Genomic DNA, 26,084 nt, shown 5'->3' with positions numbered 1-26,084 from the left:
ATGGCAAGCCGGGCGAGGGGGGAAGCCGGTCAGAAGCGGAAGCGTCCGCCGGCGTAGTAACGGCGACCGATCGGGTCGAAGATGCCGTTCACGTTCGCCTCGATCCCGGTGTAGATCTGCGGCCGGTCGACATCGAACAGGTTGTTGACGCCGGCGAACAGCTCCACCTCCTCCATCACGTCGAAGCGGATCTGCGCATCGGTGTAGATGACGCTGCCCACGCGGAAGTACCTGCGATCGGGCAGCGACCCGTCCGCCAGGACGTAGCGGGTCTGGAAGTTCTCGTAATCGAGATATTGCGGGCCGATATATTCGGCGCTGATCGTGGCGCCGAACCGGTCATTGTCCCATGTCAGCGAGACATTAGCGGTATCCTTCGGCGTGCCGAGTTCCCCGATCTGGCTGTCGAAGGCATCGCCCGCCAGCGGGGTGCTGCCGTCTTCCAGCAGGTGCGTCCACGAGGCGGAGATGGCCGCGCGCCCGCCGAACCGTTCAAAGGTGTAGGACGCGGTGAAGTCCAGCCCCTCCGTCACCAGGCCGCCGCTGTTCACCAGCGCGCGCACGACCTGATCCACCGATCCGGAGCTGAACGCGCCGCTGGCGGTGGAGCGGCGGGTGACGAACTGGCAGAATTCGGGCAGCCCCTGCGCGTAGCACTTGTTCAGCACCACCGCCTGGCTGATGCGGTTGATTGCATCGTCCAGCTCGATGTTGAAATAGTCGGCGCTGACGGTCAGCCCGCTCAGCGCGTCGATCGACAGCGGGTTCACCACCACGCCCAGCGTCCAGGTGGTCGCCGTTTCCTCCTGGATGTCGGGGTTGTTGGCGGTCAGCGTGCCGACGCCCTGCAGGTCGGGCACGGTCAGCGTGAACGATCCGTTGGCCTGGATGTTTGCCAGCACGCCGGGCGCGGCGCGGCAATTGTCGGCCAGCGCGCCGGTGCTGGCGAGCGTGATGCCCTGGCACGGATCGGTGATGGAGGTGATGCCCGCCTGCGGCGCGGCGAACAGCTCCCCGATATTGGGCGCGCGCACCGCGCGGGCGTAGACGCCGCGCAGCCGTACATCCGGCACCGGCGACCATTCGATCCCGCCATTATAGGCCCAGAACGCGCCCACCGTGGAATAGTCGGAGATGCGCGCCGCGCCGCGCAGCGTCAGGTTGTGGAAGAACGGCTGTTCCGCCAGCACCGGGACCACGATTTCGCCGTAGGCTTCCTTCACGTCGAAGCTGCCGACCGTGTCGGTCGCCTGGGTGTAACCGTTGCGGGCCTGGTTGGTCAGCGGGTCGAAGATGTCGCGGCTGCTTTCGTGCCGGTATTCCACGCCCGCCGCCACCTGCACCGCGCCCGCGGGCAGGGTAAACAGGGAGCCGCTGATATTGGCCGCGGCGACATGCAATTGCTGCAGCGCGTTGGCCTGGAAACTGGCGCGGACATAATTGATCGCATCGGCGCTGATGCGGCTGGACCCGTCGGCATTGAGGCCGAACGGGTTCAGCGGCACGCATCCGGCGGAGCGGGCATTGGCATCGAGGCAGATGGCGTCGGTCGTGCTGCCGTTGCGGTTCACGTCGTTGATGTCGGGCACCACCTGCAACGCATTCGCCACGTTGTAGAGGTTGGCGAGCCCGTCCATCCGCGTATCCGCGCGGGTGAAGCCGTAGCTGTAATATGCGTCCGCCGTCCAGCTGCCGCCAAGGTCGATGTCGGTGCCGAAGGCCAGGCGGAAGTTCTGCCGCTCCGTCGTGACGGCGCGCGTGCCCGGCGGGAACATGGTGGTGCGCAGCAGGAAGCTGACATCCTTCAGCCCGTCGCCCGTGCGGTCGTTGGCGGCGGCATAGACCGCGTTCGACACGAACGGGTTGCGCACGATCTGCGACGTGCCGTTGGCGGCGAACACGCGGTGTTCGATGTTGAAATAGCCGTTGGCATTGCCGCTGGCGGGGAAGGCACCCAGCGCGCCGTCGGTGCGCAGCGGCGATGCCTCCAGATAGCCCTTGGTATCGACCTTGTTGAACGTCCCTTCCAGGAACACGTTCACCCCGTCCGACACATCGTAATTGGCGCGCGTGGCGAAGGTGATGCGTTCCACCGGCGATGCGATGGCGCCGTATTCCGCACGGTTGAAGCCATCCGTCGCCTCGCTGTAGGCGCGCACGGTGCCGTCCGGGTTGATGATCCGGTTGCCCGTGCCGGCGATCGAGAACACGCCCGCCGGGCCGACGCTCGACGGAGCGTAGAGCCGCTGGAACAGGTTCTGCGCGGCGGTCAGATTGTCGTCGCTGGGATTGCCGCGCCGCTGCGTGGTGCCCAGGCTGACATAGTCGCGCGCGGAGAAGTCGCGGGCGGTGTTCTCCACCAACCCCTCCCGCTGCCAGCCGACGAAGAACAGCGCATTGCCCGCCCCATCGGCGAAGTTGCGCCCGAAGGTGAGGTTGGCGGAATATTGCTCGTCATCCCCTTCCTCCGAGATGCCGGCCTGCACATTGGCGGCGATCCCTTCGTAGTTCTTCTTGTAGATGAAGTTCACCACGCCCGCGATCGCGTCGGAGCCGTAGACGGAGGAAGCGCCGCCGGTGAGGACATCGACCCGCTCCACGAAGGAGGACGGGATCATGTTCACGTCCACCACGCTCGATCCCGGAATGCCCGCCACCGTGCGGCGCCCGTCGATCAGCACCAGCGTGCGCGAGGCGCCGAGGTTGCGCAGGTTGACGGTGGACAGGCCCGGATTGGTGCCGAACGTGTTGGTGGTGCGGCTGGCGCCCGGCACGCCGAAGGCCGGGTTTTCCTGCAACACGTCGAGGATGTTGATGGAGCCGGTGTTCTCGATCGCCTCCTCGCTGATGACCTGGATCGGGCTGGGGGAGGTCAGCGTGGCGCTGCGGATGCGGCTGCCGGTGACGACGATCTCCCCGCCCGGCGCCTCTGCCGCCGACTCCGCGGCGATCTGTTCGGCGGCGGTCTGCGCCACGGGGGCGGCGGGGGGAACGGGCGCTTCCTGCGCATGGGCCGTGGCAGCGGCGAACAGCGTCAGCGCGCTGGTGGCCAACAGGCCGCTATGCAGGCCGGCGCGGGCCGGACGGCGAACGGTGCTCGACGAAGCCTTCATCACTCTTCTCCCTGGTATCGTTTGTTCTTTTTACGCGCCGGGGCGCGGTCATCAGGGGAAGGAAGGGTGCTGGCGACCATCCATCAGCCGCGCAGGAGACAGGACATGGCGACGGGGCCGGAACCGGCGCGTCGTGCCCTGCCAATCGCCTGCGACATCGACGGTCCGCCGCTGGTCTTGACCGCCAGCACCTGCCATCCTCTCCATTTGTATGCGTAGCATATAATATGACGGAATCAAGCTGGCGACTTTCGATTGCCTGTGTATTTCTGCGGTTCGAACATGCGCGTTTTGGGACATCCGGCGCCGCTGCCGGGGCCCAGGAGAGGAGAGCAGACATGAAGCTGTATCGGCCACTGGCCGCGTCCCTGCTGGCGGCGCTCGCCTGTCCGGTCCTGTCGCCATCGCCGGCGAGCGCGCAGGAGGCGGCCGCCCACCCGGCGATCCGCGTGTCCGAATACACCTACACCGACGCGCCGTACCCGCAGAGCCACGCCTCCACGATCGTGGAGACGGCGGACGGCACCATCGCCGCCGCCTGGTTCGGCGGTACGCGGGAGCGGAACCCCGACGTGGAGATCTGGTTCGCCCGCCGCGGTGCCGCCGGGTGGGAGGAGGCGCGCTCCGTCGCCAATGGCGTGCAGGCGGACGGCACGCGGCAGCCGACCTGGAACCCGGTCCTGTTCCAGGACCCGGCGGGGCCGCTGCACCTGTTCTACAAGGTCGGGCCGTCGCCGCAGACATGGTGGGGCATGGTCGTATCCTCCGCCGACGGTGGCGAGACCTGGGGGGAGCCGCGCCGCCTGCCCGACGGGATCCTGGGGCCGATCAAGAACAAGCCGGTCGTGCTGCCCGACGGAACCTGGCTGTCCCCCTCCAGCACGGAGGCGCCGGGCGATGTCTGGCGCATCCACTTCGAACGCAGCAGCGATGGCGGGCAGAGCTGGACCCGCAGCCCGGCGGTGGAGCCGGGGCCGAACTTCGATGCGATCCAGCCCTCGATCCTGTTCGCGCCCGATGGCACGCTGCAGGCGGTCGGCCGGTCGCGGCAGGGGGTGGTGGTCAGCACCTTCTCGCAGGACAATGGCGCGACCTGGCGCCCGCTGATCGCGACCGACCTGCCCAATCCCAATTCGGGCACCGATGCCGTGACGCTGAAGGATGGGCGGCAATTGATCGTCTACAACCATTCCGCCCACTCGCCGGAGGAGAAGGCGAAGGGCACCCGCTACCCGCTGAATGTCGGCCTGTCGGATGACGGCGTCCACTGGCGCAATGTGCTGGTGCTGGCGGCGGAACCGATCAGCAGCGGCTATGCCTACCCGGCGGTAATCCAGTCGCGCGACGGGCTGGTCCACATCACCTACACCGAAGGCCGCCGCCGCATCCGCCACGTGGTGCTGGACCTGGCGGCGCTGTAGGCGTGTCAAGTCACGCTTGACGATCTGACGCGTGTGGCTTTACATAGTCAGGGTGAAGATCGACACTATCCGGCATAAGGCGCTTGAACGGTTCTTCACGACCGGCAACTCACGCGGATTGGATGCCAAGGTCACTGCACGGGTGGGTAGGATGCTGGTCTTCCTTGACGCCGCTGGCGGGCCTGACGAATTGCGCATCCCGGCCAATTACAACGCGCATCTGCTTACGGGCGATCGGGCCGGCGTATGGTCGCTCACCGTCACCCGGAACTGGCGGATGACCTTTTCGATCAACCCGGACGGCGCGATCATCGACCTTGATCTGGAGGATTATCACTGATGGCGATCACTCTACATCATTCGGTGGCCGTCCATCCGGGCGAATGGGTGCGGATCGAGATCATCGAGGCGCATCGATTGACGATTGGCGAGGCCGCGCGGCTGCTGCATGTCAGCCGGCAGGCGCTGAGTGCGCTGCTGAACAGTCGGTCCGACCTGTCGCCAACCATGGCGATCCGGCTGGAAAAGGTATTTGGTATCAGCGCCGAAACGCTGCTGCGCATGCAGGCCAGCTGGAACATCCGCCTGGCGCGCGAACGTGAGCACGAGATCGAGGTCGAAACCGATCACGCCTACGCCGTATAACAGAAACTCTTACGGCAAGGCGGCGCGGGCGGTCCGTTCCATCACGGTGTAGCCGCGGGCGTTGGGGTGGATGCCGTCGGCGCTGAGGTCCGCGGCCATGCCGTCGCCCGCCGCGACCAGGGCCGGGTGGTAGTCGATCAGCGTGATGCCCTGTGCCGCGGCGTAGCGGCGAAGCCAGTCGTTCAGCGCCGCCACCGCCGCCGCGCGGTCGGCATGATCGTCGCCCTGCCAGGCGCCCGCGGGCAGCAGGGTGCCCAGCACCACGCGGATGCCGTGCAGGCGGGCGAGTTCGGCCATGCTGGCGATATTGCCGGCGATCTGGTCCAGCGTGGCGGGGCCGGTCGCGCCGGCGATGTCGTTGATGCCGGCCAGGATGTGGACGCTCGCGGGATGCAGGTCGATCACGTCGGCGCGGAAGCGGCCGATCATCTGTGCGGTCGTCTGCCCGGCGATGCCGCGATTGATCCAGCGCGCCGGGAAGAAGCCGGGGCTGACGTCGGGCCATGCCTCCGTGATGGAATCCCCGAAGAAGACCACCTCCGGCCGCTCCCCCAGCAGGCGGTTCGCCTCGCGGTAGCGGCACTGGCCGGCGAAGTCGGTGTCGCGCAAGCTCCGCTGCCATGCGCTGTAGGCTTTCGCCGCTTCCGCCGGTGCGCGGGGGTAGGGGCGGTTGGCGGTGCGCGCGGCGAGGGTCTGCAGGTGGTAGTCGCGGATAATCGCCGGCATCGCGGGCACGGTGGTGCAGGAATCGCCGGCGGCGCCGATCGCCGGCGGATCGGCATGCGCGCCCGGACCGGCGGCGAGCAGCAAGGCGAGCGTGGCGGCCGGGATCATCAGCCGCCCCGCCGCACACGCTCGAAGAAATCGGCCTCGCCGATCTGGCCGCCCTTCAGCACCAGTTGGAGGCCGTCCACCACCGGATCGGCGGCAGTGGCGCGCACCAGCGGCGCGCCGCGTTCCACCGGCGCGGCCCAGGTGAGCGCGTCGATGCCCAGCTGCGCGACGCCGTGGCTGGACGTGTCGCCGCCCGCGAACAGCACGCGGGGCAGGGTGGCGGTACGGATCACCCGTGCCGCGACCCGGCCCAGCGCGGCGCCCAGCCGGTCGCCCGCGGCGGGTGCGGCATTGCCCAGCGGACCCTCGGCGGAATGGACGACGAAGCTGCTCCGGTCGGCCAGCGCCTGCGTGGCACTGGCGGCGAGGCGCTCCTCCTCCGCCGTCTCGCCGCGCAGCAGAGCGGGCACGTCGGCGCGGATCGCGGCGTAGCCGTCGGCAGCGGCGCGGGCGATCTGGGCGGCGGTCGCGGGGGAGCAGGAGCCGCTGACCACCAGCAGGCGATCGACCGGCGCGGCGGCGGCGGGTGGCGGCGGATCGGCGACCAGCCCGGCCGCCCGCCACGCCAGCACCAGCGCCCGCGTCACGCCCGAACTGCCGACCGCGAAACGAAGCCCGCGCGCCAGCAGCAGGCGCCCGGTGGCCAGCAGGTCCGCCTCCTCCATCCCGTCGAACAGCACGGCAGGCGCGGCGGCGGCATCGAAGGCGGCGTCGATCTGCCCTGCGCGGATACGGTCGAGCGGGACGTGGCCGATGGGGGTGGCGGTCTGCGCGGCGAGGTGGCGGATCAGGTCCGCCTCCCGCATGGGCGTCACCGGATGGTGCGCCATGGTCGGGTGCCGGTCGATGCGGAAGGTGTCCGCCCCTTGCGCGGCGAACAGGTTGGCGAAGGCGACGTAGCGGCGGAGGTGCGGGGCGCCGACGACGATCGCCGCCGGGGCGCCATGTTGCTTCAGGCCGATCTCCAGCGCCCGGCCGATGCTGCCGGTGTCGGGCGCGGAATCGAAGGTCGAGCAGGTCTTGTAATGGACCAGCGTCGCATCGCCCAACGCGTTGAAGGCGGCGGGCAGATACGCGTCCATCCACGCGGGCGAACGGCTGCGGCTGTCCCCTGCGAGGCCGACGGCGCGCGCATCGGGGAAGCGGGCGCGCAAGGCCTCGTCCGGCGGACGGAGGAATAGCACCGCCGGCACGCCGCCTTCGGCGAGCTGTTCCAGCACGTCGGTCGATCCGGTGAAATCATCGCCGTAATAGGCGTAGAGCGGCGTCACCCGGCAAAGGCCCGCAGCGCCGCCTCCAGCTCGGGCGCGTCGCGCGCGGCGTCCTCCACCGGCACGCCGGCGATGGCCGCGGCCCAGGCCTGGCGCAGCGCGCGCACGCCTGCCGCCGGGCCGCCGGGATGCGCCATGATCCCGCCGCCCGCGGCGAAGATCAGGTCGTCGCTGCCCAGCGCGGCAAAGGTCGGCGCCGCCTGCCGCGCGGATTGCCCAGAGGAGAAGACCGGCATGATCTCGCATCCCTTGTGCGGGGAGGCGAACATCGGCGTCAGGCACTCGCGCGCCGACGCGATCACGCTGTCGTCCGGTTCGCAGAACTTGTTGGCGATGCCGTTCACATGGACATGGTCGATGCCCGCCAGCCGCCACAGCTTCTGCCAGGCGATGAAGCTCATCCCCAGCACCGGCGAGCGGCCCATCATGCCCCAGCCATTGCGGTGGCCGTGGATCGGCAGGCGGGCATGGGCGCGCAGCACCTTCATCGCGGGCAGGCCGATGGAATTGAGGCTGGCCATGATGCAGGTGCCGCCTTCGGCCACGACATGATCGTGGCGGGCCAGCATCTCGTCGATCTCGCCCGTCAGATTGGCGGCGAACATCACCTTCTTGCCGGTGCGCTCCGCATGGTCGTTGATGACGCGCATGACGGCGCTGATCCGGGCATCGAACGGACAATGCGGCCCGTCCGCCTGCAGCTCGTCATCCTTGATGAAGTCGACGCCCGCCTCCACCAGCACGCGCACCTGGTCGGCGGTGGCCTCTGGTGAGAGGCCGACGCTGGGCTTGATGATGGTGCCGATGATCGGGCGGTCGTACACGCCGGTCAGCGCGCGCGTGCCGGCCACCGCGAATTGCGGCCCCTGGTACTTGTCCAGGAAGTCGGGCGGCAGGGTCAGGTCGGTCAGCTTCAGCCCGGAAAAGGCGCGCAGTTCCGACAAATTGCCCGCGACTGTCGCCAGCAGGTTGGGCAGCGACGGGCCCATATTGTTGAGCGGCCAGGACAGCACCACGCGCGCCTGCCGGCGCCGGCCATCGCCGCCATCCTTCGGCAGGCCGGAGCCGGGGAGCGACGGCGCGGCGACCTCGCCCATTTCCGTCACCTGTTCCACGCGGGCGGCATGCGCCTCCCGCAATTCGTCCGTCTCCCCCGGCACGCGGACGAAGGTGCCGGTGGATTGTTCGCCGGCCATGGTCGCGGCCGCCTGCTCCAGCGGGAAGGCGGTCTCGATCAGGTAAGTGGCGTAGATGCGTGGCCCGGCCATCAGGCGATCTTGAAGTAGGTGGCGGAAGTCTCTGTATCGACGTCGTAATAGGGGACGAACACCAGGTTCCGGTCGTCCACCTTCGCCCGGTAGGATTCGTCATGCCCCGGCATCGGCTCCAGCGCCTGCGGCAGGGCGACGACCTGCTGGTCGATCCCCTCCCACGGGTTCAGGCCGACATACATCACCGCGCCGCGCATCAGTGCGGCTGTCTCCGGGTTCTCGGGCGCGATGGGCAGGGCGCGCAGCGGCTGCGGCACGACCATCTCCACCACGTCGCCCGCGGCCCACTGCCGGGTGATCGTGGCGAGTTCGCCCGGCGTCGCCGCGACCGCCTGCCCGTTCACGGTCAGGCGCGCGCCGTCGGTCCAGGCGGGGACGCGCAGCTTCAGCGCGAAGCGGCCATTGCCCGGTTCCGCCACGCGCAGGCGCACGGTGTCGGTCGCGGGATATTCGGTTTCCTGCACCACCGTTACCGCGCCGCCGGAGCGGTCCCAGGTGACTTCCGACGGGGTGAACAGGTTCACCAGCAAGCTGTCGTCATCATGGAAGAAAACGTTCAGCACGTAATCCGCCACGCCCTGCACCAGCGTGCCCGAACAGCACGGCCATTCCTGATGGTAGTACCGCTTCTGCCCGTCCGAACTGTAATCGGAGTAATAGGGATAGCCGCCATTGCTGTCCGGCAGGCGGGTGGCGAGCATCGTGTTGTAGAGCGTGCGTTCCAGCCCGTCGCCATACATCGGCTGCCCGGTGAAGCGGATCAGATATCGCGCCAGCTTCAGGTCGGCGAAGGCGCCGCACGGCGTTTCGAAATGGGCGGTGCTGCTGTTCAGGCTGGCGGCGAGGCGCCCTTCGCCCAGCGGCACGAACTGCTCCTCCGGCCCCCAGCCGCCCGATGCGAAGCGCTGCGGTTCCATGAAGCGCCAGGCATTCACCAGCGCCTGCCGGTACTTTTCGTCGCCAAGGTGCAGGTAGGCCTGCGCGCCGGAGCTGAGCGCGATCGTGTGGCTGTAGGCATGCTTAGTCGGCAGCACGTCCTGCCCCGCCGCCAGCGGATCGAACCATTCGCGGTTCAGCAGGTAATGCACCGCCATGTCGTGATATTTCCGGTCGCCGGTGATCTCCGCCACATGGAACAGGTTCTCCGAAATGACATAGGTCTCGTCATAGGGCGGATCGACCTTGCCGATCCGGTCGCGCGATACCGGGGAGATGTAGGGGCGGCACTTCTCGATGATGGCGGGCAGCAGGGTGCGCGCCTCCTCCACGCCGCTGAGGCGGTAGGCATCGACCAGGCCGACGACGTATTTGTCCATGACATAGGCGGCCCACTGCTCCTGCGCCTTGGGCCCGGCATAGGGGTTGTCGGCGCGGATCATCGCCTCCCCCCAGCCGCGCACCAGCGCCGCCACCTTGTCATGCGCGGCCTGGTCGCCGGTCGCCGCGCCGAGGCGCGCAAGGCCGGAGATATACTGCCCGATGGTGAGGCCGGGGACGAAGCCATCGCGGTCGTACCACCCGCCCATGTCCGGGCCGGGGGCGGGCATGCCGGCATTCTCCCGGAAGACCTTCAGCACGCGATCATTGTCGAGGGCCAGGTAATGCGCGTGGATGTGGTCGAACTGCTCCTTGATCCGGCCACCCGTCAGCTTCACCGCGCCGTAGGGGAATTCATGCACCACTTCCTGCCCGCGCAGCGCGGCGGCACGGGCCTGCGCCAGCGCGGCGGGGGAAAGCGCGGCGGCGCCCGCTGCCCCGGTGGCACAGGCGGCGCAATGCATGAAGCCGCGGCGAGAGAAATGTCCCGTCATCACCCGAATCCCTTGTGGCGCGCCGCTCCTGCGGCGTCATCATTCGTACTATTATACTATGGGATCGTGTGGCACAATCCGCCCAATAACGAAGCGACACGAAGGCAAGCGAAAGATGGGCGAGGGACTGGACCGGCGCATGATGCTGGCAGGCGGCGGCGCGATGGTGGGGGCGCTGCTGCTGCCCGGCTGCACCACGATGGGTGCGGCGGTCACGGCGGCGAACGATCCGCTGGCGCCGTATCGCACGCCGCACAAGATCGGCCGGCTGGTGCTGGCTGGCACCGGCAGAGCGGGCGATTTCGACGAGAAGGCGGTCGATTGCCCGTTCGTCTTCACCCATGATGGCCGCTTCTACCTGACCTATGTCGGTTTCGACGGCACCGGGTACCAGACCGGCATCGCGGTGTCGGATGATCTGGTGGAATGGCAGCGGCTGGGCGTCATCCTGGCGCGGGACCCGGCGGACCCGGTCACCCGCTACAACATCGCCACCGCCTCCATCCTGCGCGACAACGACCTGCAATCGCCCGGCCGTCTGATCCGGGTCGATGGCCGTTATGTCTGCGCGTGGCACGCCTATCCCAGCCCGGGTTACGAGGAAGGACCGGCGGTGATCGGCCTCGCCTTCAGCGACGACCTGATGAGCTGGGAGCGCGGGCCGCCGATCCTGCGCGCGGAGGATGGCGCGGAGTGGGAGCGGGGCGGGCTGTACAAGCCGTACCTTTCGAAGATCGGTGATACGTATCACCTCTACTACAATGCCAAGACGGCGGATCGGCGGTGGGTGGAGCAGACGGGCCTCGCCACCTCGCCTGACCTCGTGACCTGGACCCGGCACCCGGCCAGCCCGCTGCTGCGCAATGGCGTGGCCGGCCGGTCGTATGACGACCGCTTCGCCAGCGACCCCGTGGTGCTGCGCCATGGCGATGAATGGGCGATGTTCTATTTCGGCCTCAGCAGCGATGGCAAGGCGCGCGACCTCCTCGCCATCGGCACCAGCCCGACGGACTTCGCGAAGGTGGGGGAGGTGCTGGTCGATGCCGGCCCGCCGGGCACGGTGGACGAGAAATACGCCCACAAGCCCGCCATCGTCTATCACGACGGCGCGCTGTACCATTTCTATTGCGCGGTGTCGGGCGACTGGCCCAACGATGTGCGCGGGATCAGCGTGGCGCGCTCAACCCCCTGGTGATTTAGCCGGGTGGTGTCGCGCCGCAGCCCTGCGCCAGCACGACGGGCAGCGCGGTCTGCGCCATAACGGTGTAGCCGGCATCGTTGGGGTGCAGGTCGTCGCCCGTCTGGTACTCGGCGCGCATGGCGGCGGGGTTCGCCGGGTCGCCCAGCGCCGGTTCGAACTCGATCAGCCCGTCGAACGATGCCGCATTGGCGCGCAGCCAGCCATTGACCGCCTGCCGCCGCTGCTCCCCCGCCGCATCGGCATAGGCGGCGCCTTCGTAGGGCAGCAGCGTGCCGAAGATCACCTTCAGCCCCGCCGCCTTCGCCCGCGCCAGCAATTGGGCGTAAGCGCCGGTGATCTGGGCGGCCGTGACCTGTTCCGCGGCCCGCGCCGGATCGCGCACCTTGCCGATGTCGTTGATCCCTTCCAGGATCACGACGTGGGTGGCGCCGGCGACGCCCAGCACATCCCGGTCGAAGCGGGACAGCGCGTTCGGCCCGCGCCCGGTATGGAGCAGGCGGTTGCCGCTGATCCCGGCATTGGCGACGGCCCAGCATTGCCCCGCGGGCCCGGCGCCCGCCAGCAGGCGTGCCATTTGCGCGGGCCAGTCCATCGCCCGGCCGGGCGTCGCGCCCGCGCCCTCGGTGATGGAATCGCCGAACGCCACCAGCACCTGCGTCGGTGCCGCGCCACTGATCTCCACCGCCGACACGATGCCGGGCGCGCGGACCCGGTCGCCCTGCCGGGGCGCGGTGCTGCCGGTGTGGTCGCCTTCGCCGACGATCTCCAGCATCTGGGCATGGGCGGGCGGCTCCGCGCTGTCGGGATACCACACCGACACGGCGAAGCGTTCCCCGGCGGCGAGCGGGAAGGGCAGGGGATCGGACACGAAGGGCGCGCCGGCGGGGATCGTCACGCCCGCCGCCCCGCCGAAGCGCAGCGCCACCGCGCTGCCGGGCACGGGCGCGCCGGCGGCGTCGAGCTGCATCAGCGATGCCGCCCCGATGGCGAGGGCCTCGTCGGCCAATTCGTTGGTGAAGCGGATGCGCACCTCGCTGCCGGCGACGCTCGCGCGCACCTCCTGCCGCACGGTCTCGTCAGCGAACGGGCGGCCCAGCGCATCGGCGATGCGCGGTTCGTAGGCGATCGGCGGCGACAGCCAGCCGGTGATCCAGCCATCCTGCGCCTGAGCGGGCGCCGCGGCCAGCAGCGCCAGCGCGGCGCAGGCGATCCGTACCCTCATTCCCCATCCCCCAGCCGGAACCATGCCACACCATGCGCAGCCAGGCTGCCGTTCGTCCAGTCGCCACCTTCGGCCCGCGCGCCGGGGGGAAGGGCGAGGGGGCGCGCCTCGGCCCCATGGTTGATGGCGATCAGCACGCGCTTGCCCGCGCCCTGGCGGACGGCGATCTCCAGGTCCGGATGCGCGTCCGGCACCACCGGGGCGATGCCTTCCTGTCGCAGCAGGTCGGTGGCGATGCGGGCCATCGCCGCCTGCCCCAGCCACGCGCCGACATAGGTGATGCGCCCTGCGCCCAGCGGGCGGCTGACCACCGCCGGCTTCCCGTCCAGCCAGCCGCCGGGATCGGTATAGGTCGCCAGCACCGCCAGATCGGCGGCTTCCGGTACCAGCTCCTCCGCCCAGATGGCCACCTGGTCCGTGCCGTAGGTGCCGGTGATGCCAACCGGTTCGTCCAGCGCGTAGAACTGCGCCACCCGTGCGCCCAGCAGCTCCGCCAGCGGGCCCGGCTGGCGCTGCGGCCACAGCGCATTGGCATCGTCCTTCATGCCCGACCGGGGGCCGAGCACCAGATGCCCGCCGCCCCGGACATAGCGTTCCAGATGCGCCGCCTGTTCGCCCGTCAGCACATTGAGGCTGGGCGCGACCACCAGCGGGAAGCGGGCGATGTCGGCATCGGGCGACACCACCTCCACCCCCTGCGCCTGCGCCCGCAACGGGCGGTAGTAGTCGGTGAACTGGCGGATCGGGGCGAAGTCGCGGTGATGCGGCTGGATGTCGATCGCCCAGCGGCTGTCATAGGAGAAGATCATCGCCACCTGTGCCGCCGGGTAGGTGTCAGCCAGCAGCGGCGCGGCCCCGGTCAGCTCGGCGGAGGCCTGCGCGATCTCGCGGTAGATCGGCGCGGGTTGGCCGTCCTGCCCCAGCAGCGAGCCGTAATATTGCTCCTGCCCCCCGGCAGCGTTGCGCCATTGCCAGTAGAGCACGCCATTGGCCCCGTGGCCGACCGCCTGCCACGCCATTTCCCGCACCTGCCCGGGATCGAGCGCGCGGTTGATCCGGCCCCAGTCGGCGCGGCCCGCCTGCGTTTCCATCAGCCAGAAATTGCGGTTCTTGTACCCGCGCACGAGGTCGTGATTGGCGGCGGTGTCCGGCCAGTCGGCCCGCCCTTCCTCCAGATACTTGTCCCACGCCGCGATATCGAGGCCGTCATGCAGGGCGAAATGGTCGAAGCCTGCATTCCAGAACATCGTGTTGGTGGTGACGAACTGGCGCGGATCGGCGGCGGCGCGGATCACCCGCGCCTGATCCTGCACGAAATCGGTCCAGGTGGCGGTGGTCCAGTGCTTGAAATCCAGCAGCAGGCCCGGATTGTGCTGCCCGCGCGAATGCAGCGGGATCTGGTCGAAGCTGTTGTAGTGCTGGCTCCAATACTGCGTCGTCCAGCGATCGTTGAGCTCGTCGATCGTGCCGTAGCGTTGTGCAAGGAACGCGTGCCAGCGCGCCACCGCCTCGGCATCGAAGGATGGCGGGCCGATCTCGTTGTCGATCTGCCAGCCGACCACCGCGGGGTGTTTGCCATAGCGGCGCGCCATCTCCCCCGCGATGCGCCCCGCCATGTCGCGGTAACGCTGGCTGGCGAAGGAGAAGTGCCGCCGCCCGCCATGGCCGGCGCGGCTGCCGTCCTCGTCCACGCGCAGCGTGTCCGGGTACTTCGCCGTCAGCCAGGCGGGCGGGGCGGCGCTGGGCGTGCCGACCACCACCATCATGCCGTGCCGGTGAGCCAGGTCGATGGCGCTGTCCAGCCAGTCGAAGGTGAAGCGGCCTTCCTCCGGCTCCAGCGAACTCCACGCGAACTCGCCCACGCGCACCGTGTTGAACCCGGCGGCGCGCATCAATTGCAGATCCGTCTCCCACCGCTCCTCCGGCCAGTGTTCCGGGTACCACGCCGCGCCCATGGCAATGGCGGGCCGGTCGGCGAAACGGGTGGCGTTCCACGCGGCATCGGCCAGCGGGGGCGTGGTCTGCGCGCAGGCGGAAAGCGGCAGCAGCGCTGCGCCGAGCAGCAGGGCAAGGGATCGCATCATCGCTCAGCCGCCCTTGAAGGTCAGCTTCAACGCATAGGGCATCCCGCCGCTGGCATCGGCCGGCAGCGTCACGGCGAGGCCTTCAGCCGTCTGCCGCCATTCCACCGCGCCGCTGCCCAGCAGCTCCACGCCGTCGATCGCGCGATCGAGATAGGGCGTGCCCTGGTACAACGTCGTCACCAGCACCGCGCCATCGGCCGGCCGTTCCAGCCCCATGGCGTAGAGCGCGCCGTCCTTCGTGGTGAAGCGGATGTCCTGCGGCGTGAAGGTCTTCTTCGCGGATTCCTCCACCTGACCGCCGACATGGACCTGCCCCGACAGGGTCGGCCCCTCGCCGTAATACTTGAAGGGCCGCGTGTCGTAGATCGCCTCCCCGTTCACCTCCAGCCAGGCGCCCATGCCGCGCAGCACGGATGCGATCTCCTCCGGAATGGTGCCGTCCGCCTTGGGTCCGACATTCAGCAGCAGGTTGCCGTTCTTGGACACGATGTCGATCAGGTCCGCCACCAGCGACTTCGCCGTGCGGTACTGGTCGTTCTGGGCATACCCCCAGCTCTTGATGGAGACGGAGGTATCGGACTGCCACGGGGTCAGCCGCAGCGCGTCGCTCTTGCCGCGCTCCATGTCGAACAGCGCGCTGCCTTCGGCGAATTGCGCGCCCTTGTAGGCGATGATGCCGGGGGCGCCCCAGCCGGCGGAGCGGTTGTAATAATACGCGCCGATGTCGCGCATCAGCGGCTCGAACTCCGGGGCGGAGGTCCACCAGTCGAAATAGATCAGCTCCGGCTGGTATTTGTCCACCAGTTCGGATGTGCGGGCCATCCAGTCGTTCAGGAATTCGCGGTTTGGCGGCATCCAGTTCTGCAATTGGCCGCTGTCGGGCCAGGTGTCGCTGTCCACCGCCGGCAGGCCGGTGGGCGCGGCGGGGCCGTAGAGGCCCGCATTGGCGGGATCGCGCACGTCGCTGTCGTACAGCATCCCCTCGTGATACCACCACCAATGTTCCGCCCGGTGGCTGGAGAGGCCGAAATGCAGCCCTTCGGCCCGCGCGGCTTCGGCGATCTGCCCCACCACGTCGCGGCGCGGCCCCATCTCCGACGCATCCCATTTGGAGAAGGCGGTGTCGTACATGGCGAAGCCGTCGCAATGTTCGGCCACCGGCACGACGTAACGCGCGCCCGCCTGCCGGAACAGGGCGATCCAGGCGGCGGGGTCGAATTGCTCCGCCTTGAACTGGGGGATGAAGTCCTTGTAGCCGAACTGCGATTGCGGGCCGTAGGTCGCGACGTGGTGCTCGAACGCCTTGTTGCCCGGCACGTACATGTTCCGGGAATACCATTCGTTGGCGAAGGCCGGCACCGAATAGGGACCCCAGTGGATGAAGATGCCGAACTTGGCATCGCGGAACCATTCGGGCGTGCGGTAGCCTTGCAGCGAGTCCCACTCGGGCTGGAACGGCCCGGCGGCAACGCCCTGCTGCACCTTGCCCAATTGCGCCTCCACCGCGGCGGGCTGGTAGTCCATCGGCCATGGCTGTTCCTGCGCCATGGCGGCAGGGGCGGCGGTGAGCAGCAAAGCGGCAGCGAGGGTGCGGAGCATCAGGGGTTCCTCTGCAAAACGGCGACGCCTTCGGGCGGCAGGGTCAGGGTGCGGGTGATGCCGCCGTTCAGGATGTCGGTCATCGCGGCGGGCAGGGGGACGCGGCGTTCCTCCCGCCCGTGATTGATCAGGATCACGACGCGGCGGCCCTGGCCCTCCCGCGTCATCAGTTCCACATCTGGCGGCACGGCGAAGTCGCGTTCGACGCCGGCCTGCGTCAGCGCGCCGTCCATCAGCGTCGCCATCAGCGCATCGTCGATCAGCGCGCCGACATAGGTGATGCGGCCCCTGCCCACGCCCCGCGTGATCGCGGCGGGGTGGCCGTCCAGCCAGCCATTCGCCTTGCCGTAGCGCAGCAGCACCTCGGCCTGCGTGGCGGACAGGTCCTCCGCCCACATCGCCGCCGTGCCGCCTTCGACGGCGACCGTCTCGTCCAGGGCATAGAACTGTTCCACCTGCCCGCCCAGCAGCTCCGCCAGCGGGCCCGGCTGGCGCGTCGTGTGCAGGCGATTGAACGCATCCTTCAGCCCGGAGCGCGGCCCCAGCACCAGGTGCCCGCCGCCGCGCACATAGTCCGTCAGGTGCTGCGCCAGCTCGTCCGTGATGAGGTTCAGGTTGGGCGCGACCACCAGCCGGTAGCCGGAGAGCGGCCCCGCCGCCTCCACGATGTCGACCGCGCCGAGCGCAGCCTTCAGCGGGCGGTAGTAATCCAGCAGCACCTCGATCTGGTCGTAATCACGGTGATGCTTCTGGAAGTCGATGGCCCAGCGGCTGTCGTAATCCTGCACGATCGCCACCGGGGACACCGGCTGCGTGCCCGCGATCGCCGCCGACGCCCTGGCGAACTCGGCGCCGATGCGCGTCACCTCTTCATAGATGGGCAGCGGCTGGCCGTCGGGGCCGATCAGCGATCCGTGCATCGTCTCCTGACCGTTCAGCGCACTGCGCCATTGCCAGTACAGGATGCCATCGCCGCCATGGCCGACCGCCTGCCACGCCATCGCCCGCGTCTCGCCCGGATACAGCATGTTGCTGACCCCCGCCCAGTTCACGAAGCCGGGCTGGATCTCCATCACCCAGAAGTTCCGCTTCTTCCACCCGCGCACCAGGTCGTGCGTGGCGCCGTTGCGGTCGGGCAGCAGGTGGCCGCTGCCGACGTAATTGTCCCATGACGCGAAATCGAGCGGACGATTGATGTCGTACCGGTCGAACTTGTTCGCCCAGCCGAGCCCGCCGAGATTGGTGGTGATGAACTGGTCGGGGCCGACGCCTGCGCGGATCACGTCGAGCTGGTTGCCCTGGAACGCCACCCATTCATCGGTGATGAAGCGTTTCAGGTCCAGCATCCAGCCGGGATTGCCCACCTCCTCGTTGAAGGGGACCTGATCCCAGGCGGTGTAGGTCTGCGACCAGTAGGCGGTGGTCCAGGCATCGTTCAGCGCATCCAGCGTGCCGTATTTCGCCTGCAGCCAGCGGTGCCAGTTGGCGCGGGCCGCATCGTCGTAGCTTTCATTGGTGTATTCGTTGCCGATCTGCCAGCCGATCACGTTCGGGTCGCGGCCCACGGCGGCGACCATCCGCCCCACGATGTCGCGCGCGAGTTCCCGATAACGCGGGCTGGAGATGGAGAATTGCCGCCGTCCGCCATGGCCGATGACCGTGCCGTCGCCCTCGATCCGCAGGATGTCCGGGTATTTCTGCGTCATCCAGGCGGGCGGCGTGTCGGTGGGGGTGCCGATCACCACCTTCATCCCATGCCGCCCGGCCATGCGGACGGCGCGCACCAGCCAGTCCATGTCGTACTCGCCTTCCGCCGGCTGCATCCGCGACCAGGCGAATTCACCGATGCGCACGACGTTGGCGCCATGCGCCTTCATGAGCGCGAGGTCCGCCTCCCACCGCTCCTCCGGCCATTGTTCGGGATACCAGGCGGAGCCGAGCCACAGCTTTTCGTGCTGCACGTCCGGCGTCGTGGCCGTTTGCGCCAGCGCCGGAGCGGTGGTGCCGGCCAGCAGCAGCGCGGCGAGGATGGCAAGGGTCTTCATCGGGGGTCCTGTTCGCTCGGCACCGGGGTCGCCGGCTGGTCGTTGGATCGGTAGGCGGCCTCCACCACGGCCATGGTGCGCCACGCATCCTCCACCCTGGTGGGCAGGCGCTCGTCCTCCCCCGCGGCGAAGCGTTGCAGGCTGGCCATCGGGCCGATGAAGGCATCGGGGAACCAGCCGCCGGGCAGCGGCACCTGTTCCCACTCGCCGCGCCGCCGCGTCAGCCACAATTCGTCAGGCTCCCCGGTGGGATAGTCGAGCAGCAGGCCCAGCTTCACGGTGGCGGCGCCGTCGGTGCCCTCCACCCGGAAGCTGGCGTCCTGGAACCGGCGGCCCCAATCGTGGTGGTGGTTGATCGACAGCGCGACGCGCAGCGGCTGCGGGTAATCCAGGATCAGCGTGGTGCGGGTGTCGGCGAGCGCACTGGCCGGATGGCCGTAGCTGCGCGCGAACACGCCCTTCGGCTCCCCTGCGAGGGCCCGGATCGTGTCGATGTAGTGGATCGAATGCGACACCATCTCCACCCGCGGATCGGCCCGCAGGTGCGGGAACAGGTGCCAGGGGGTGAGGAGATTGAGGTGCACCTCGATCTCCACCAGTTCGCCCAGCAGGCCGCGCGCGATCGCATCGGCGAGCGCCAGCATCATGGGGGAGAAGCGGAGCTGGAAATTGACCGCCGCATTCAGCCGCCGCTCGCGGCACACGGCACGGATTGCGGTGGCCTGCCGGAGGTCGAGGCCCATCGGTTTCTGCAGCAGCACGCTGGCACCGGTGGGCAGCGCCCGCAGGATGTCCGGGTGGGCGCCGGGTGGCGCGGCGATGTCGAACACCGCATCCTGCGCCGCCGCGTCCTGGACGGAAGCGTACACGGCCGGGATTGCCCATTCGTCCGCCAGCGCGGTTGCGCGCCCGTGGTCGAGATCGCACAGGCCCGCGACCGTGAAGCCGGCCTTGCGGTAGGCGGGCAGATGCGCGTCGCGCACGATGCCGCCGGTGCCGATGATGACGATCGGGCGCGGGGCTGTCGGCATGGGCCAGTGCTGTCGCAGCGGCGGGTTCATGCCAGTCCCTCGACCCGCACCTGCGCCTGGGCCAGCAGGTCGGCCGTCGGCGTGTCGGTCGTGGTGGCGGCGGTCAGCAGGTCGTCCACCACATGGCTGATCGCGGCGAGGTGCGGGGTCAGCGGCATCTGCCGCGCATGGTCGTGCAGCCAGCCGAGCCGATGGTAATAGGGCACCTGGCGGTTGACCTCCGGATCGTCCCAGGTGGAGCGCCTGACGCCGATCGCGCCTTCCGTGGTGGTCAGCCTGTCCATGTCGGCGCGGGCGAGGTGGCGCAGGAAATCCCATGCCAGCGGCTTGTTGGCGCTGCCGCTGCCGATTCCCAGCACCCAGTAGACGTTCAGCGACACACTACGCCCGCCCGGCCCGGCGGGCAGCGGCGCCACGTCCACCAGCCCGCGCACCCGGCTGTCCGGCGCCGTCTCGCCATAGGCGGCGAAGCCGAACCAATTGGCCATCAGCGCGACCTTGCCGTCCGCGAACAGCATGCCCGACTGCACGCTGTCCAATTGGCGCGCATCGGGCGCGATGGCGGCATCGTCCGCGGCGAGGGTGCGCAGGAAGTCCAGCGCCTGATGCGCGGCGGGGGTGGTGAAGGCGGGGCGGCCGGCATCGTCGAACACCTCGCCCCCGCGCGACCAGACATGGATGCAGAAATCGTAGAAGCCGTTATGCCCGTCCGGGTACAGCGCCAGCACGGTGCCGTACCGCCCCTGCTCCGGCGCGTGCAGCGCGCGAGCGGCGGCGTGGAACTCGTCCCAGGTGCGCGGCACCGCGATGCCGGCGGCATCCAGCAGGTCGCGGCGATAGATCAGGCATTCGGGGCCGTCGTGATACGGCATGCCCCAGATGCCCCCGGCGAAGGCTTGCAGCCCGGTCAGCGACGGGCTCCACGCCTGCGGCCAGTCCGGGATGGGCTTGTGGGCGAGGTGCGGCGTCAGGTCCTCCAGCAGGCCAGCCCCCTGCGCCTCCGCCAGCCAGTCGGTCGCCATGAAGGCGATGTCCCACGCGCCGGTCGCCAGGCCGCGCTGGCCGATGATCGCATCGTGCAGCGGGTTCAGGTCCAGCGGCACCGCTTCCAGCGTGGCATCCACGCCGGTCTCCGCCACGAAGGCGGCGAACTGCTTGGAAATCGCGCTTTCGAACGGGCCGAAGCGGCGCAGCGCGATGCGCAGGGCGGTCATGCCGCCACCGAACCGCGCATGGGGCGGCGCGCCGGCCGGCGACTGCCGACAGTGTAGATCGCGGCGGCGGCGATCACCACCACGCCCTCTATCAGGCCCTGGTAATTGGCGCCGAGGTCCAGGATGTTGAACCCGTTCGCCAGCGTGAACAGCAGCAGCGCGCCGGCCAGCGTCTTCACCACGCTGCCCGCCCCGCCGAACAGCGACGTGCCGCCCAGGATGGCCGCGGCGATCACCGTCAGCTCCGCCCCCTGCAGCGCGGTGGGGTTGATCGCGCCCAACCGGCACCCGAACAGCACGCCCGCAAACCCCGCCGCCACGCTGGACAGGATAAAGGCGGCAAGCTTGTAGGCATGGACGTTGACCCCCGCCAGCCGTGCCGCCTCCGCATTGCCGCCCACCGCGTACAGCCGCCGGCCAAGCACAGTGAAGCGCAGCACCGCCCACAGGATCGCGGTCAGCACCGCGCAGTAGACCACCGGCGCCGCCACCGCGAAGCCCGGGCCGCCGGCGAGTGCCAGCGCCGCCAGCGCCGCGCCGCCCGCGACCGGCACCGGCCGCCGCCGCACGACCCCGCCCGCGATCACCAGCGCGGCGAGGATCAGCAGCGGCCAGAACAGCGGCACGGGCGTGCTCTCAAAGGCGAGCATCTGCGCCAGCACCGCCGGATCGTCCACCATCAGCGATCGCCCGTCCGTCAGGATCAGCACCAGCCCGCGCACCGCGGTCAGCGTGCCGAGTGTCACGATGAAGGCGTTGATGCCCGCGAACTGCACCACCACGCCGTTGAACAGGCCGATCGCGGCGGCGGTGCACAGCGCCGCGCCCGCTGCCGCCGGGAAGCCGATGCCGGGCGCCAGGCCCACCAGCACCGCCGCCGACAGCGCCGCGACGCTGCCGACGCTGAGGTCGAACGATCCCGTTATCAGCAGCACCGTCATGGCGACGCCCATGATCCCCACCAGCGATGCCTGATAGGCGATGTTGCCGAGGTTCACCGCGCCCAGATATGGCGGCAGCCCACGCGCCGCGGCCAGCGCCGCCAGGATGCCGAGCAGCAGCAGCAGCGCGTAATAGACGCCCGCCTCCCTCAGGGCCAAACCCCGTCGCCAGTCCCCCCGGTCGTTCATGCCGCCTCCGCTCCGTTCAGTCTGGTGTCGCCCGCCAGCAGCGTCAGGTCCGCGACGGAAGTTTGCGCCGGGTCCGCCTCCGCCACGACGCCGCCGTCGCGCAGCACCAGGATGTGGTCGCAGATCGCCAGCAACTCCGCGAAGTCGGAGGAGGCGAGGATCACCGGCAGGCCTTCATCGGCAAGGCGCCGGACCAGCCGCAGGATCTCCGTCCGGGCGCCGATGTCGATCCCGGCGGTCGGCTCGTCCAGCAGCAGCAGGCGGGTGGCGGGGGTCAGCCAGCGGGCGATCACCAGCTTCTGCGCATTGCCGCCCGACAGTTCGCCCGGCAGCGCGGCGGGACCGGGCGCCTTGATGGCGAGGTCGGCGATCGCCTGCGCCGCTGCGCGATCCTCCGCCGCGCGGTCCAGCAGGTGCAGCGTGGCGCCGCGCTGCGCCTGCCGGGCCAGCGCCAGATTCTCCGCCAGGGTGAAGCCGGGGACGGTCCCCTGCGCGGCGCGATCTTCCGGCACCAGCGCCACGCCCGCGCGCACCGCCTCGTCCGCGAAGCGGGGCACGGGGGCACCGTCCAGCAGCACGGTGCCGCGCGCATGGGGATCCGCGCCGCAGATCGCGTGCAGCAATTCGCTGCGCCCCGCGCCCAGCATCCCGGCCAGGCCGACGATCTCGCCGCCGCGCACCTGGAAGGATGTGCTGGCAAGTTTCCCTGGGGAAACCAGCCCCGCCACTTCCAGCCGCACGGCGCCCGGCGCGCGCGGCTGCGGCGGGCGGGCGAGCGCGGTCACCGCCCGGCCGACGATCGCCGCCGCCAGCGCCGCCTCGTCCAGCGTGGCGGTGGGTGCGTGCAGCACGGCGCGCCCGTCGCGCAGCACCGTCACCTCGTCCGTCAGGCTGGCGATCTCGTCCAGGAAGTGCGACACGAACAGCACCGCCGTGCCCTCCGCCGCCAGCCGGCGGACCACCGCATGCACCCGCAGCCGTTCTTCTCCCGACAGCGAGGCGGTCGGCTCGTCCATCACCACCAGCTCCGCCCCGCCGGCCAGCGCCTGCGCGATGGCCACCATCTGCCGCGCGCCGATCGGCAGCGCGGATACCGGCGTGTCGAGCGCGAAGGGGTCGCCCAGCATGGCGACGATCCCGGCCACCCGCGCCCGGTCCCTGCGCGGGCGCCGACGCCAGCCGGGCCGGTCCAGCAGGATGTTGTCCAGCGCCGACAAGGTGGGGACCAGCGGGATGTGCTGGTAGATGGTGGCGACCCCCGCCGCGCGCGGATCGGTCGGCCGGGTCCAGCGCACCGGCTGGCCGCGCCACCGGATGGTGCCCGCGCTGGCGGCATGCGCGCCCGACAGAATCTTGATCAGGGTCGACTTGCCCGCACCATTGGCACCGAGCAGCCCATGCACCCGGCCCGCCTGCACGCTGAGGTCAACGCCCGCCAGCGCCACCGTGCCGTTGGGGAAGGTCTTGGCGACGCCTTCCAGCGCCAGCAAAGGCGGCGGCGTCGTCACCATTGGCCGACGCATTGCGCCACATTGGCGCGGGTGACGGCGGGGATGGGATAGGTGCGGAACCGCTGCCCGCCGGTGGGCCTCTTCCCCGCAGCTTCGTGCAGCGCGGCGAAGGCGAGTGCGCCCAGCGCCTCCGGCTTGAAGCACACCGTGCCGTCGACCGCGCCCGCCTTGATGGATGCGACCGCCAGCTTCGACCCGCCGACGCCCACCAGCCGCGCGGGCGAGCCGGCGGCGCGCACCGCGCGGGCGCAGCCGATCACCATGTCGTCCGCCTGGTTGAAGATCAGGTCGATGCCGGGCCGCGCGGCCAGCATGTTCTGGCACGCCGCCTCGCCCCCTTCCGCCGTCCAGTTGCCCGGCTGCGCCGCCACGATGCGATAGCGCGCGCCGCCGGCGTCCAGCCCCTGCCGGAAACCGCGTGCGCGCTGCGCCACCTCCGGGAAGCCGGCGGCCCCTTCGACCATCGCGATCTCGGCCACCTTGCCCGCGGGCAGCAGCCGTGCGGCCAGCGTGCCGGCGGCGGCGCCGGCCGCGACCTCGTCCTGGCTGGCGAGCGCGACGAGGCCGGGATGGACGTCGGCGGCGGCGCGGGTCGCGGGGTCGCCGACCATCGCGGCGACCGCCGCCACGGGGATGCCGGCACGGTTCACCCGCGCGACCCAGCCCTGCGCCACCACCGAATCCAGCGGCATGATCGCGATGCCCGCCACGCGCTGCGCCACCAGATCGTCGATGTCGTTCGCCTGATCCTCGACCGAGCCTTGCGCATCCAGCACCACCGCCCGCGCCCCGGCGGCTCCAGCGGCCTCGCGGAACCCCTTGGCGATGGCGGCGGCGAAGGGATAGCTGAGGCCGACAGTCGACAGGCCATAACGCGGCCCGTCCGCCGGACCTGCCACCGCCGCGCCGCCCGCCGCCGCGCGCGCCGACTGGCGCAGCGCCACCAGCGAACCGGCGGCGACCAGCACCACCAGCGCCGCCAGCACGGCGGGGACCGGGCGCACGCGCATCATCATCCGGCGGGGCGGCGGGTCACGAGGTAGAGATGCTCGCACACCAGCACCGCCTCGGCCCGCTGGTTCACCATCTCCACCGCCTCCACGACGATGCCGTGCCCGGCACGCTTGGGGTGGTCGCGCTTCTCCGCGATGCGGGTGATGGTGGTCAGCGTGTCGCCGATATGCACCGGCTTCAGGAAGCGCAGCCGGTCATAGCCGTAGGACATGGCATGCGGGTTGATGGTCGTTGCGGTCAGGCCGATGCCGATGGCGAACACCATGGTGCCATGGGCGATGCGCTGGCCGAAATCCTGCGTGGCGCACCACTCTGCATCCATGTGGTGGGGGAAGAAGTCGCCGGTATGCCCGGCATGGACCACGAAGTCGGTTTCTGTGATCGTCCGGCCGAAGCTGCGCCGTTCCGATCCGACGGCGTAATCCTCGAAATAGTGCTCGACAATCATGCAGGTGCTCCCGCTGGCGGCAACAAGGCATCGCGGTCTGCGCCGAGGCGCGGGGCGGCGCGGCCGTTCGTCAGCACCTGCCCGTCGATGCGGATCGGGCAGCGGGTCAGCGTCAGTGTCGCGCCGTCGGGCGCGCGGACGGCCTGCGTCGGGTGGAGCGCGGCAAAGGCCGGCTCCGCCGCCAAAGCCGGCCAGTCGAGCACGGGCGCGGCCCAGATCCCCGCCGGTTCCAGCAGCGACAGCCAGTGCGCGGCGGTGCCGGTCGCCAGATGATCGCGCAGCACCTGCTTGATCGTGTCGCGGCGGGCGAACCATTCGCCGATGGGGAAGCCGGCCAGCGCCTCGCACCCCAGCAGCACGCCCAGCCGGTCGACCGGCGCCATGGCCAGCGCGATGTGCCCGTCCGCCGTGGGGTAGATGCCGTAGGGTGCGCCCAGGTACAGGTTCGCGTTGGCGACATCGCTGCGCGCCGGCATCGGCCCACCCTGGTTCAGCCAGACGGACAGGTGTTCGAACTGGAGGTCGATTGCCGCCTCCAGCAGGCTGACATCGACCCGGCCGCCGGCGCCGGTCGTGCCCCGCCGCACCAGCAGCGCCAGCACCCCTTGCGCCAGTTGCGCGCCCGCCATCATGTCGGTGATCGCGAGGCCCGCGGGCACCGGCGGCCCGCCGCCATCGCCGCTGAGCCGGGCGATGCCCGACAGCGCCTGCACCAGCAGGTCCTGCCCCGGCCGCCCCTGCCACGGGCCGTCGGCGCCATAGCCGCTGACCCCGGCATAGATCAGCCGGGGGTTGATCGCCTGCACCCGGTCCCAGCCGAGGCCGATGCGGTCCATGATGCCGGGGCGGAAATTGTGGATCAGCACGTCGGCCCGGCCGATCAGCGCCTCCACCCGCGCCAGATCCCCGGCATCCTTCAGGTCGGCGGTGACGCTGGCCTTGCCCCGGTTGATGGCGTGAAACAGCGCGCTGTTTCCGTCGAAATGCAGGTCGGCGAGGGCCAGGCGGCGGCAGGCGTCGCCGCCATCGGGCCGCTCCACCTTGATGACCGCGGCGCCGAGATCGCCCAGCCGCAGTGCGGCGGACGGGCCGGCGAGATACTGGCTGAAGTCGAGCACGGTGATGCCATGCAGCGGCAGGCGCACCCCTCCTTCGCCCCGCTCCTCCTGATCCCGCATCCGCCTCTCTTATAATATGGTCATATGATGTATGCTTTCAA

At 69.9% G+C, this 26,084-nt stretch carries 20 protein-coding genes; 4 read left to right on the top strand and 16 right to left on the bottom strand.

Annotation, left to right across the window (positions count from 1 at the left end):
• Positions 1–29: 29 nt before the first annotated feature.
• On the bottom strand, positions 30–3,113 hold the full coding sequence (locus V5740_RS14465; protein WP_347304596.1) for a TonB-dependent receptor: 3,084 nt from the start codon (positions 3,111–3,113) through the stop codon (positions 30–32).
• A gap of 338 nt (positions 3,114–3,451) precedes the next feature.
• On the opposite strand from V5740_RS14465, the gene V5740_RS14460 reads away from it, so the two are divergent.
• From V5740_RS14460 to V5740_RS14450, 3 genes are read left to right on the top strand one after another with little or no spacing between them, the layout of a single operon-like run.
• The gene (locus tag V5740_RS14460) at positions 3,452–4,534 is read left to right on the top strand and encodes a sialidase family protein (RefSeq protein ID WP_347304595.1); all 1,083 of its coding nucleotides are present in this window, start codon (positions 3,452–3,454) and stop codon (positions 4,532–4,534) included.
• 52 nt (positions 4,535–4,586) lie between these two features.
• Entirely contained in the window at positions 4,587–4,874 is a 288-nt protein-coding gene (locus tag V5740_RS14455) for a type II toxin-antitoxin system RelE/ParE family toxin (protein ID WP_347304594.1), read from the top strand.
• The gene (locus tag V5740_RS14450; protein ID WP_347304593.1) at positions 4,874–5,179 is read left to right on the top strand and encodes a HigA family addiction module antitoxin; all 306 of its coding nucleotides are present in this window, start codon (positions 4,874–4,876) and stop codon (positions 5,177–5,179) included. The genes V5740_RS14455 and V5740_RS14450 overlap by 1 nt, the downstream gene beginning before the upstream one ends.
• A gap of 9 nt (positions 5,180–5,188) precedes the next feature.
• Here the strand turns inward: V5740_RS14450 and V5740_RS14445 are convergent, their stop codons facing one another.
• From V5740_RS14445 to V5740_RS14430, 4 genes are read right to left on the bottom strand one after another with little or no spacing between them, the layout of a single operon-like run.
• On the bottom strand, positions 5,189–6,013 hold the full coding sequence (locus tag V5740_RS14445) for a GDSL-type esterase/lipase family protein (protein ID WP_347304592.1): 825 nt from the start codon (positions 6,011–6,013) through the stop codon (positions 5,189–5,191).
• Positions 6,013–7,284, bottom strand: coding sequence for a four-carbon acid sugar kinase family protein (locus tag V5740_RS14440; protein WP_347304591.1), 1,272 nt, complete (start codon positions 7,282–7,284; stop codon positions 6,013–6,015). The genes V5740_RS14445 and V5740_RS14440 overlap by 1 nt, the downstream gene beginning before the upstream one ends.
• Positions 7,281–8,552, bottom strand: coding sequence for a ribulose-bisphosphate carboxylase large subunit family protein (locus V5740_RS14435; RefSeq protein WP_347304590.1), 1,272 nt, complete (start codon positions 8,550–8,552; stop codon positions 7,281–7,283). Before V5740_RS14435 ends, V5740_RS14440 begins: the two co-directional genes overlap by 4 nt.
• Positions 8,552–10,366 (bottom strand): beta-L-arabinofuranosidase domain-containing protein, encoded by a 1,815-nt coding sequence (locus tag V5740_RS14430; protein ID WP_347304589.1) that lies wholly within the window; start codon positions 10,364–10,366, stop codon positions 8,552–8,554. The genes V5740_RS14435 and V5740_RS14430 overlap by 1 nt, the downstream gene beginning before the upstream one ends.
• Before the next feature lie 115 nt (positions 10,367–10,481).
• On the opposite strand from V5740_RS14430, the gene V5740_RS14425 reads away from it, so the two are divergent.
• Positions 10,482–11,561 (top strand): hypothetical protein, encoded by a 1,080-nt coding sequence (locus V5740_RS14425; RefSeq protein WP_347304588.1) that lies wholly within the window; start codon positions 10,482–10,484, stop codon positions 11,559–11,561.
• A 1-nt stretch (position 11,562) separates the two neighbouring features.
• On the opposite strand, the gene V5740_RS14420 is transcribed toward V5740_RS14425, so the two are convergent.
• The 11 genes from V5740_RS14420 to V5740_RS14370 are packed head-to-tail and all read right to left on the bottom strand — an operon-like array spanning position 11,563 to position 26,043.
• The gene (locus V5740_RS14420) at positions 11,563–12,789 is read right to left on the bottom strand and encodes an SGNH/GDSL hydrolase family protein (RefSeq protein ID WP_347304587.1); all 1,227 of its coding nucleotides are present in this window, start codon (positions 12,787–12,789) and stop codon (positions 11,563–11,565) included.
• Entirely contained in the window at positions 12,786–14,873 is a 2,088-nt protein-coding gene (locus tag V5740_RS14415; RefSeq protein ID WP_347304586.1) for a beta-galactosidase, read from the bottom strand. Before V5740_RS14415 ends, V5740_RS14420 begins: the two co-directional genes overlap by 4 nt.
• 3 nt (positions 14,874–14,876) lie before the next feature.
• On the bottom strand, positions 14,877–16,472 hold the full coding sequence (locus V5740_RS14410) for an alpha-L-fucosidase (RefSeq protein ID WP_347304585.1): 1,596 nt from the start codon (positions 16,470–16,472) through the stop codon (positions 14,877–14,879).
• Positions 16,472–18,517, bottom strand: a complete 2,046-nt coding sequence (locus V5740_RS14405) for a beta-galactosidase (protein ID WP_347304584.1) — start codon at positions 18,515–18,517, stop codon at positions 16,472–16,474. Before V5740_RS14405 ends, V5740_RS14410 begins: the two co-directional genes overlap by 1 nt.
• Complete coding sequence (locus V5740_RS14400) at positions 18,514–19,548, bottom strand: Gfo/Idh/MocA family oxidoreductase (RefSeq protein WP_347304583.1); 1,035 nt, start codon at positions 19,546–19,548, stop codon at positions 18,514–18,516. The genes V5740_RS14405 and V5740_RS14400 overlap by 4 nt, the downstream gene beginning before the upstream one ends.
• A 26-nt stretch (positions 19,549–19,574) precedes the next feature.
• On the bottom strand, positions 19,575–20,762 hold the full coding sequence (locus V5740_RS14395; RefSeq protein ID WP_347304582.1) for an extracellular solute-binding protein: 1,188 nt from the start codon (positions 20,760–20,762) through the stop codon (positions 19,575–19,577).
• Complete coding sequence (locus V5740_RS14390; RefSeq protein WP_347304581.1) at positions 20,759–21,892, bottom strand: ABC transporter permease; 1,134 nt, start codon at positions 21,890–21,892, stop codon at positions 20,759–20,761. Before V5740_RS14390 ends, V5740_RS14395 begins: the two co-directional genes overlap by 4 nt.
• A complete protein-coding gene (locus V5740_RS14385) occupies positions 21,889–23,403 on the bottom strand; it encodes a sugar ABC transporter ATP-binding protein (RefSeq protein ID WP_347304580.1) in 1,515 nt (504 codons plus the stop codon). The genes V5740_RS14390 and V5740_RS14385 overlap by 4 nt, the downstream gene beginning before the upstream one ends.
• On the bottom strand, positions 23,397–24,413 hold the full coding sequence (locus tag V5740_RS14380) for a sugar ABC transporter substrate-binding protein (RefSeq protein ID WP_347304676.1): 1,017 nt from the start codon (positions 24,411–24,413) through the stop codon (positions 23,397–23,399). Before V5740_RS14380 ends, V5740_RS14385 begins: the two co-directional genes overlap by 7 nt.
• Before the next feature lie 2 nt (positions 24,414–24,415).
• A complete protein-coding gene (locus V5740_RS14375) occupies positions 24,416–24,865 on the bottom strand; it encodes a MaoC/PaaZ C-terminal domain-containing protein (protein WP_347304579.1) in 450 nt (149 codons plus the stop codon).
• Positions 24,862–26,043, bottom strand: a complete 1,182-nt coding sequence (locus V5740_RS14370; RefSeq protein WP_347304578.1) for a CaiB/BaiF CoA-transferase family protein — start codon at positions 26,041–26,043, stop codon at positions 24,862–24,864. The genes V5740_RS14375 and V5740_RS14370 overlap by 4 nt, the downstream gene beginning before the upstream one ends.
• Positions 26,044–26,084: the final 41 nt, after the last annotated feature.

The sequence above is a fragment of the Croceibacterium sp. TMG7-5b_MA50 genome (genome assembly GCF_039830145.1).
GTDB lineage: Bacteria > Pseudomonadota > Alphaproteobacteria > Sphingomonadales > Sphingomonadaceae > Croceibacterium.
Note: the sequence above shows the minus strand (reverse complement) of the source record. Positions and strands in the feature narration are given on the sequence as shown.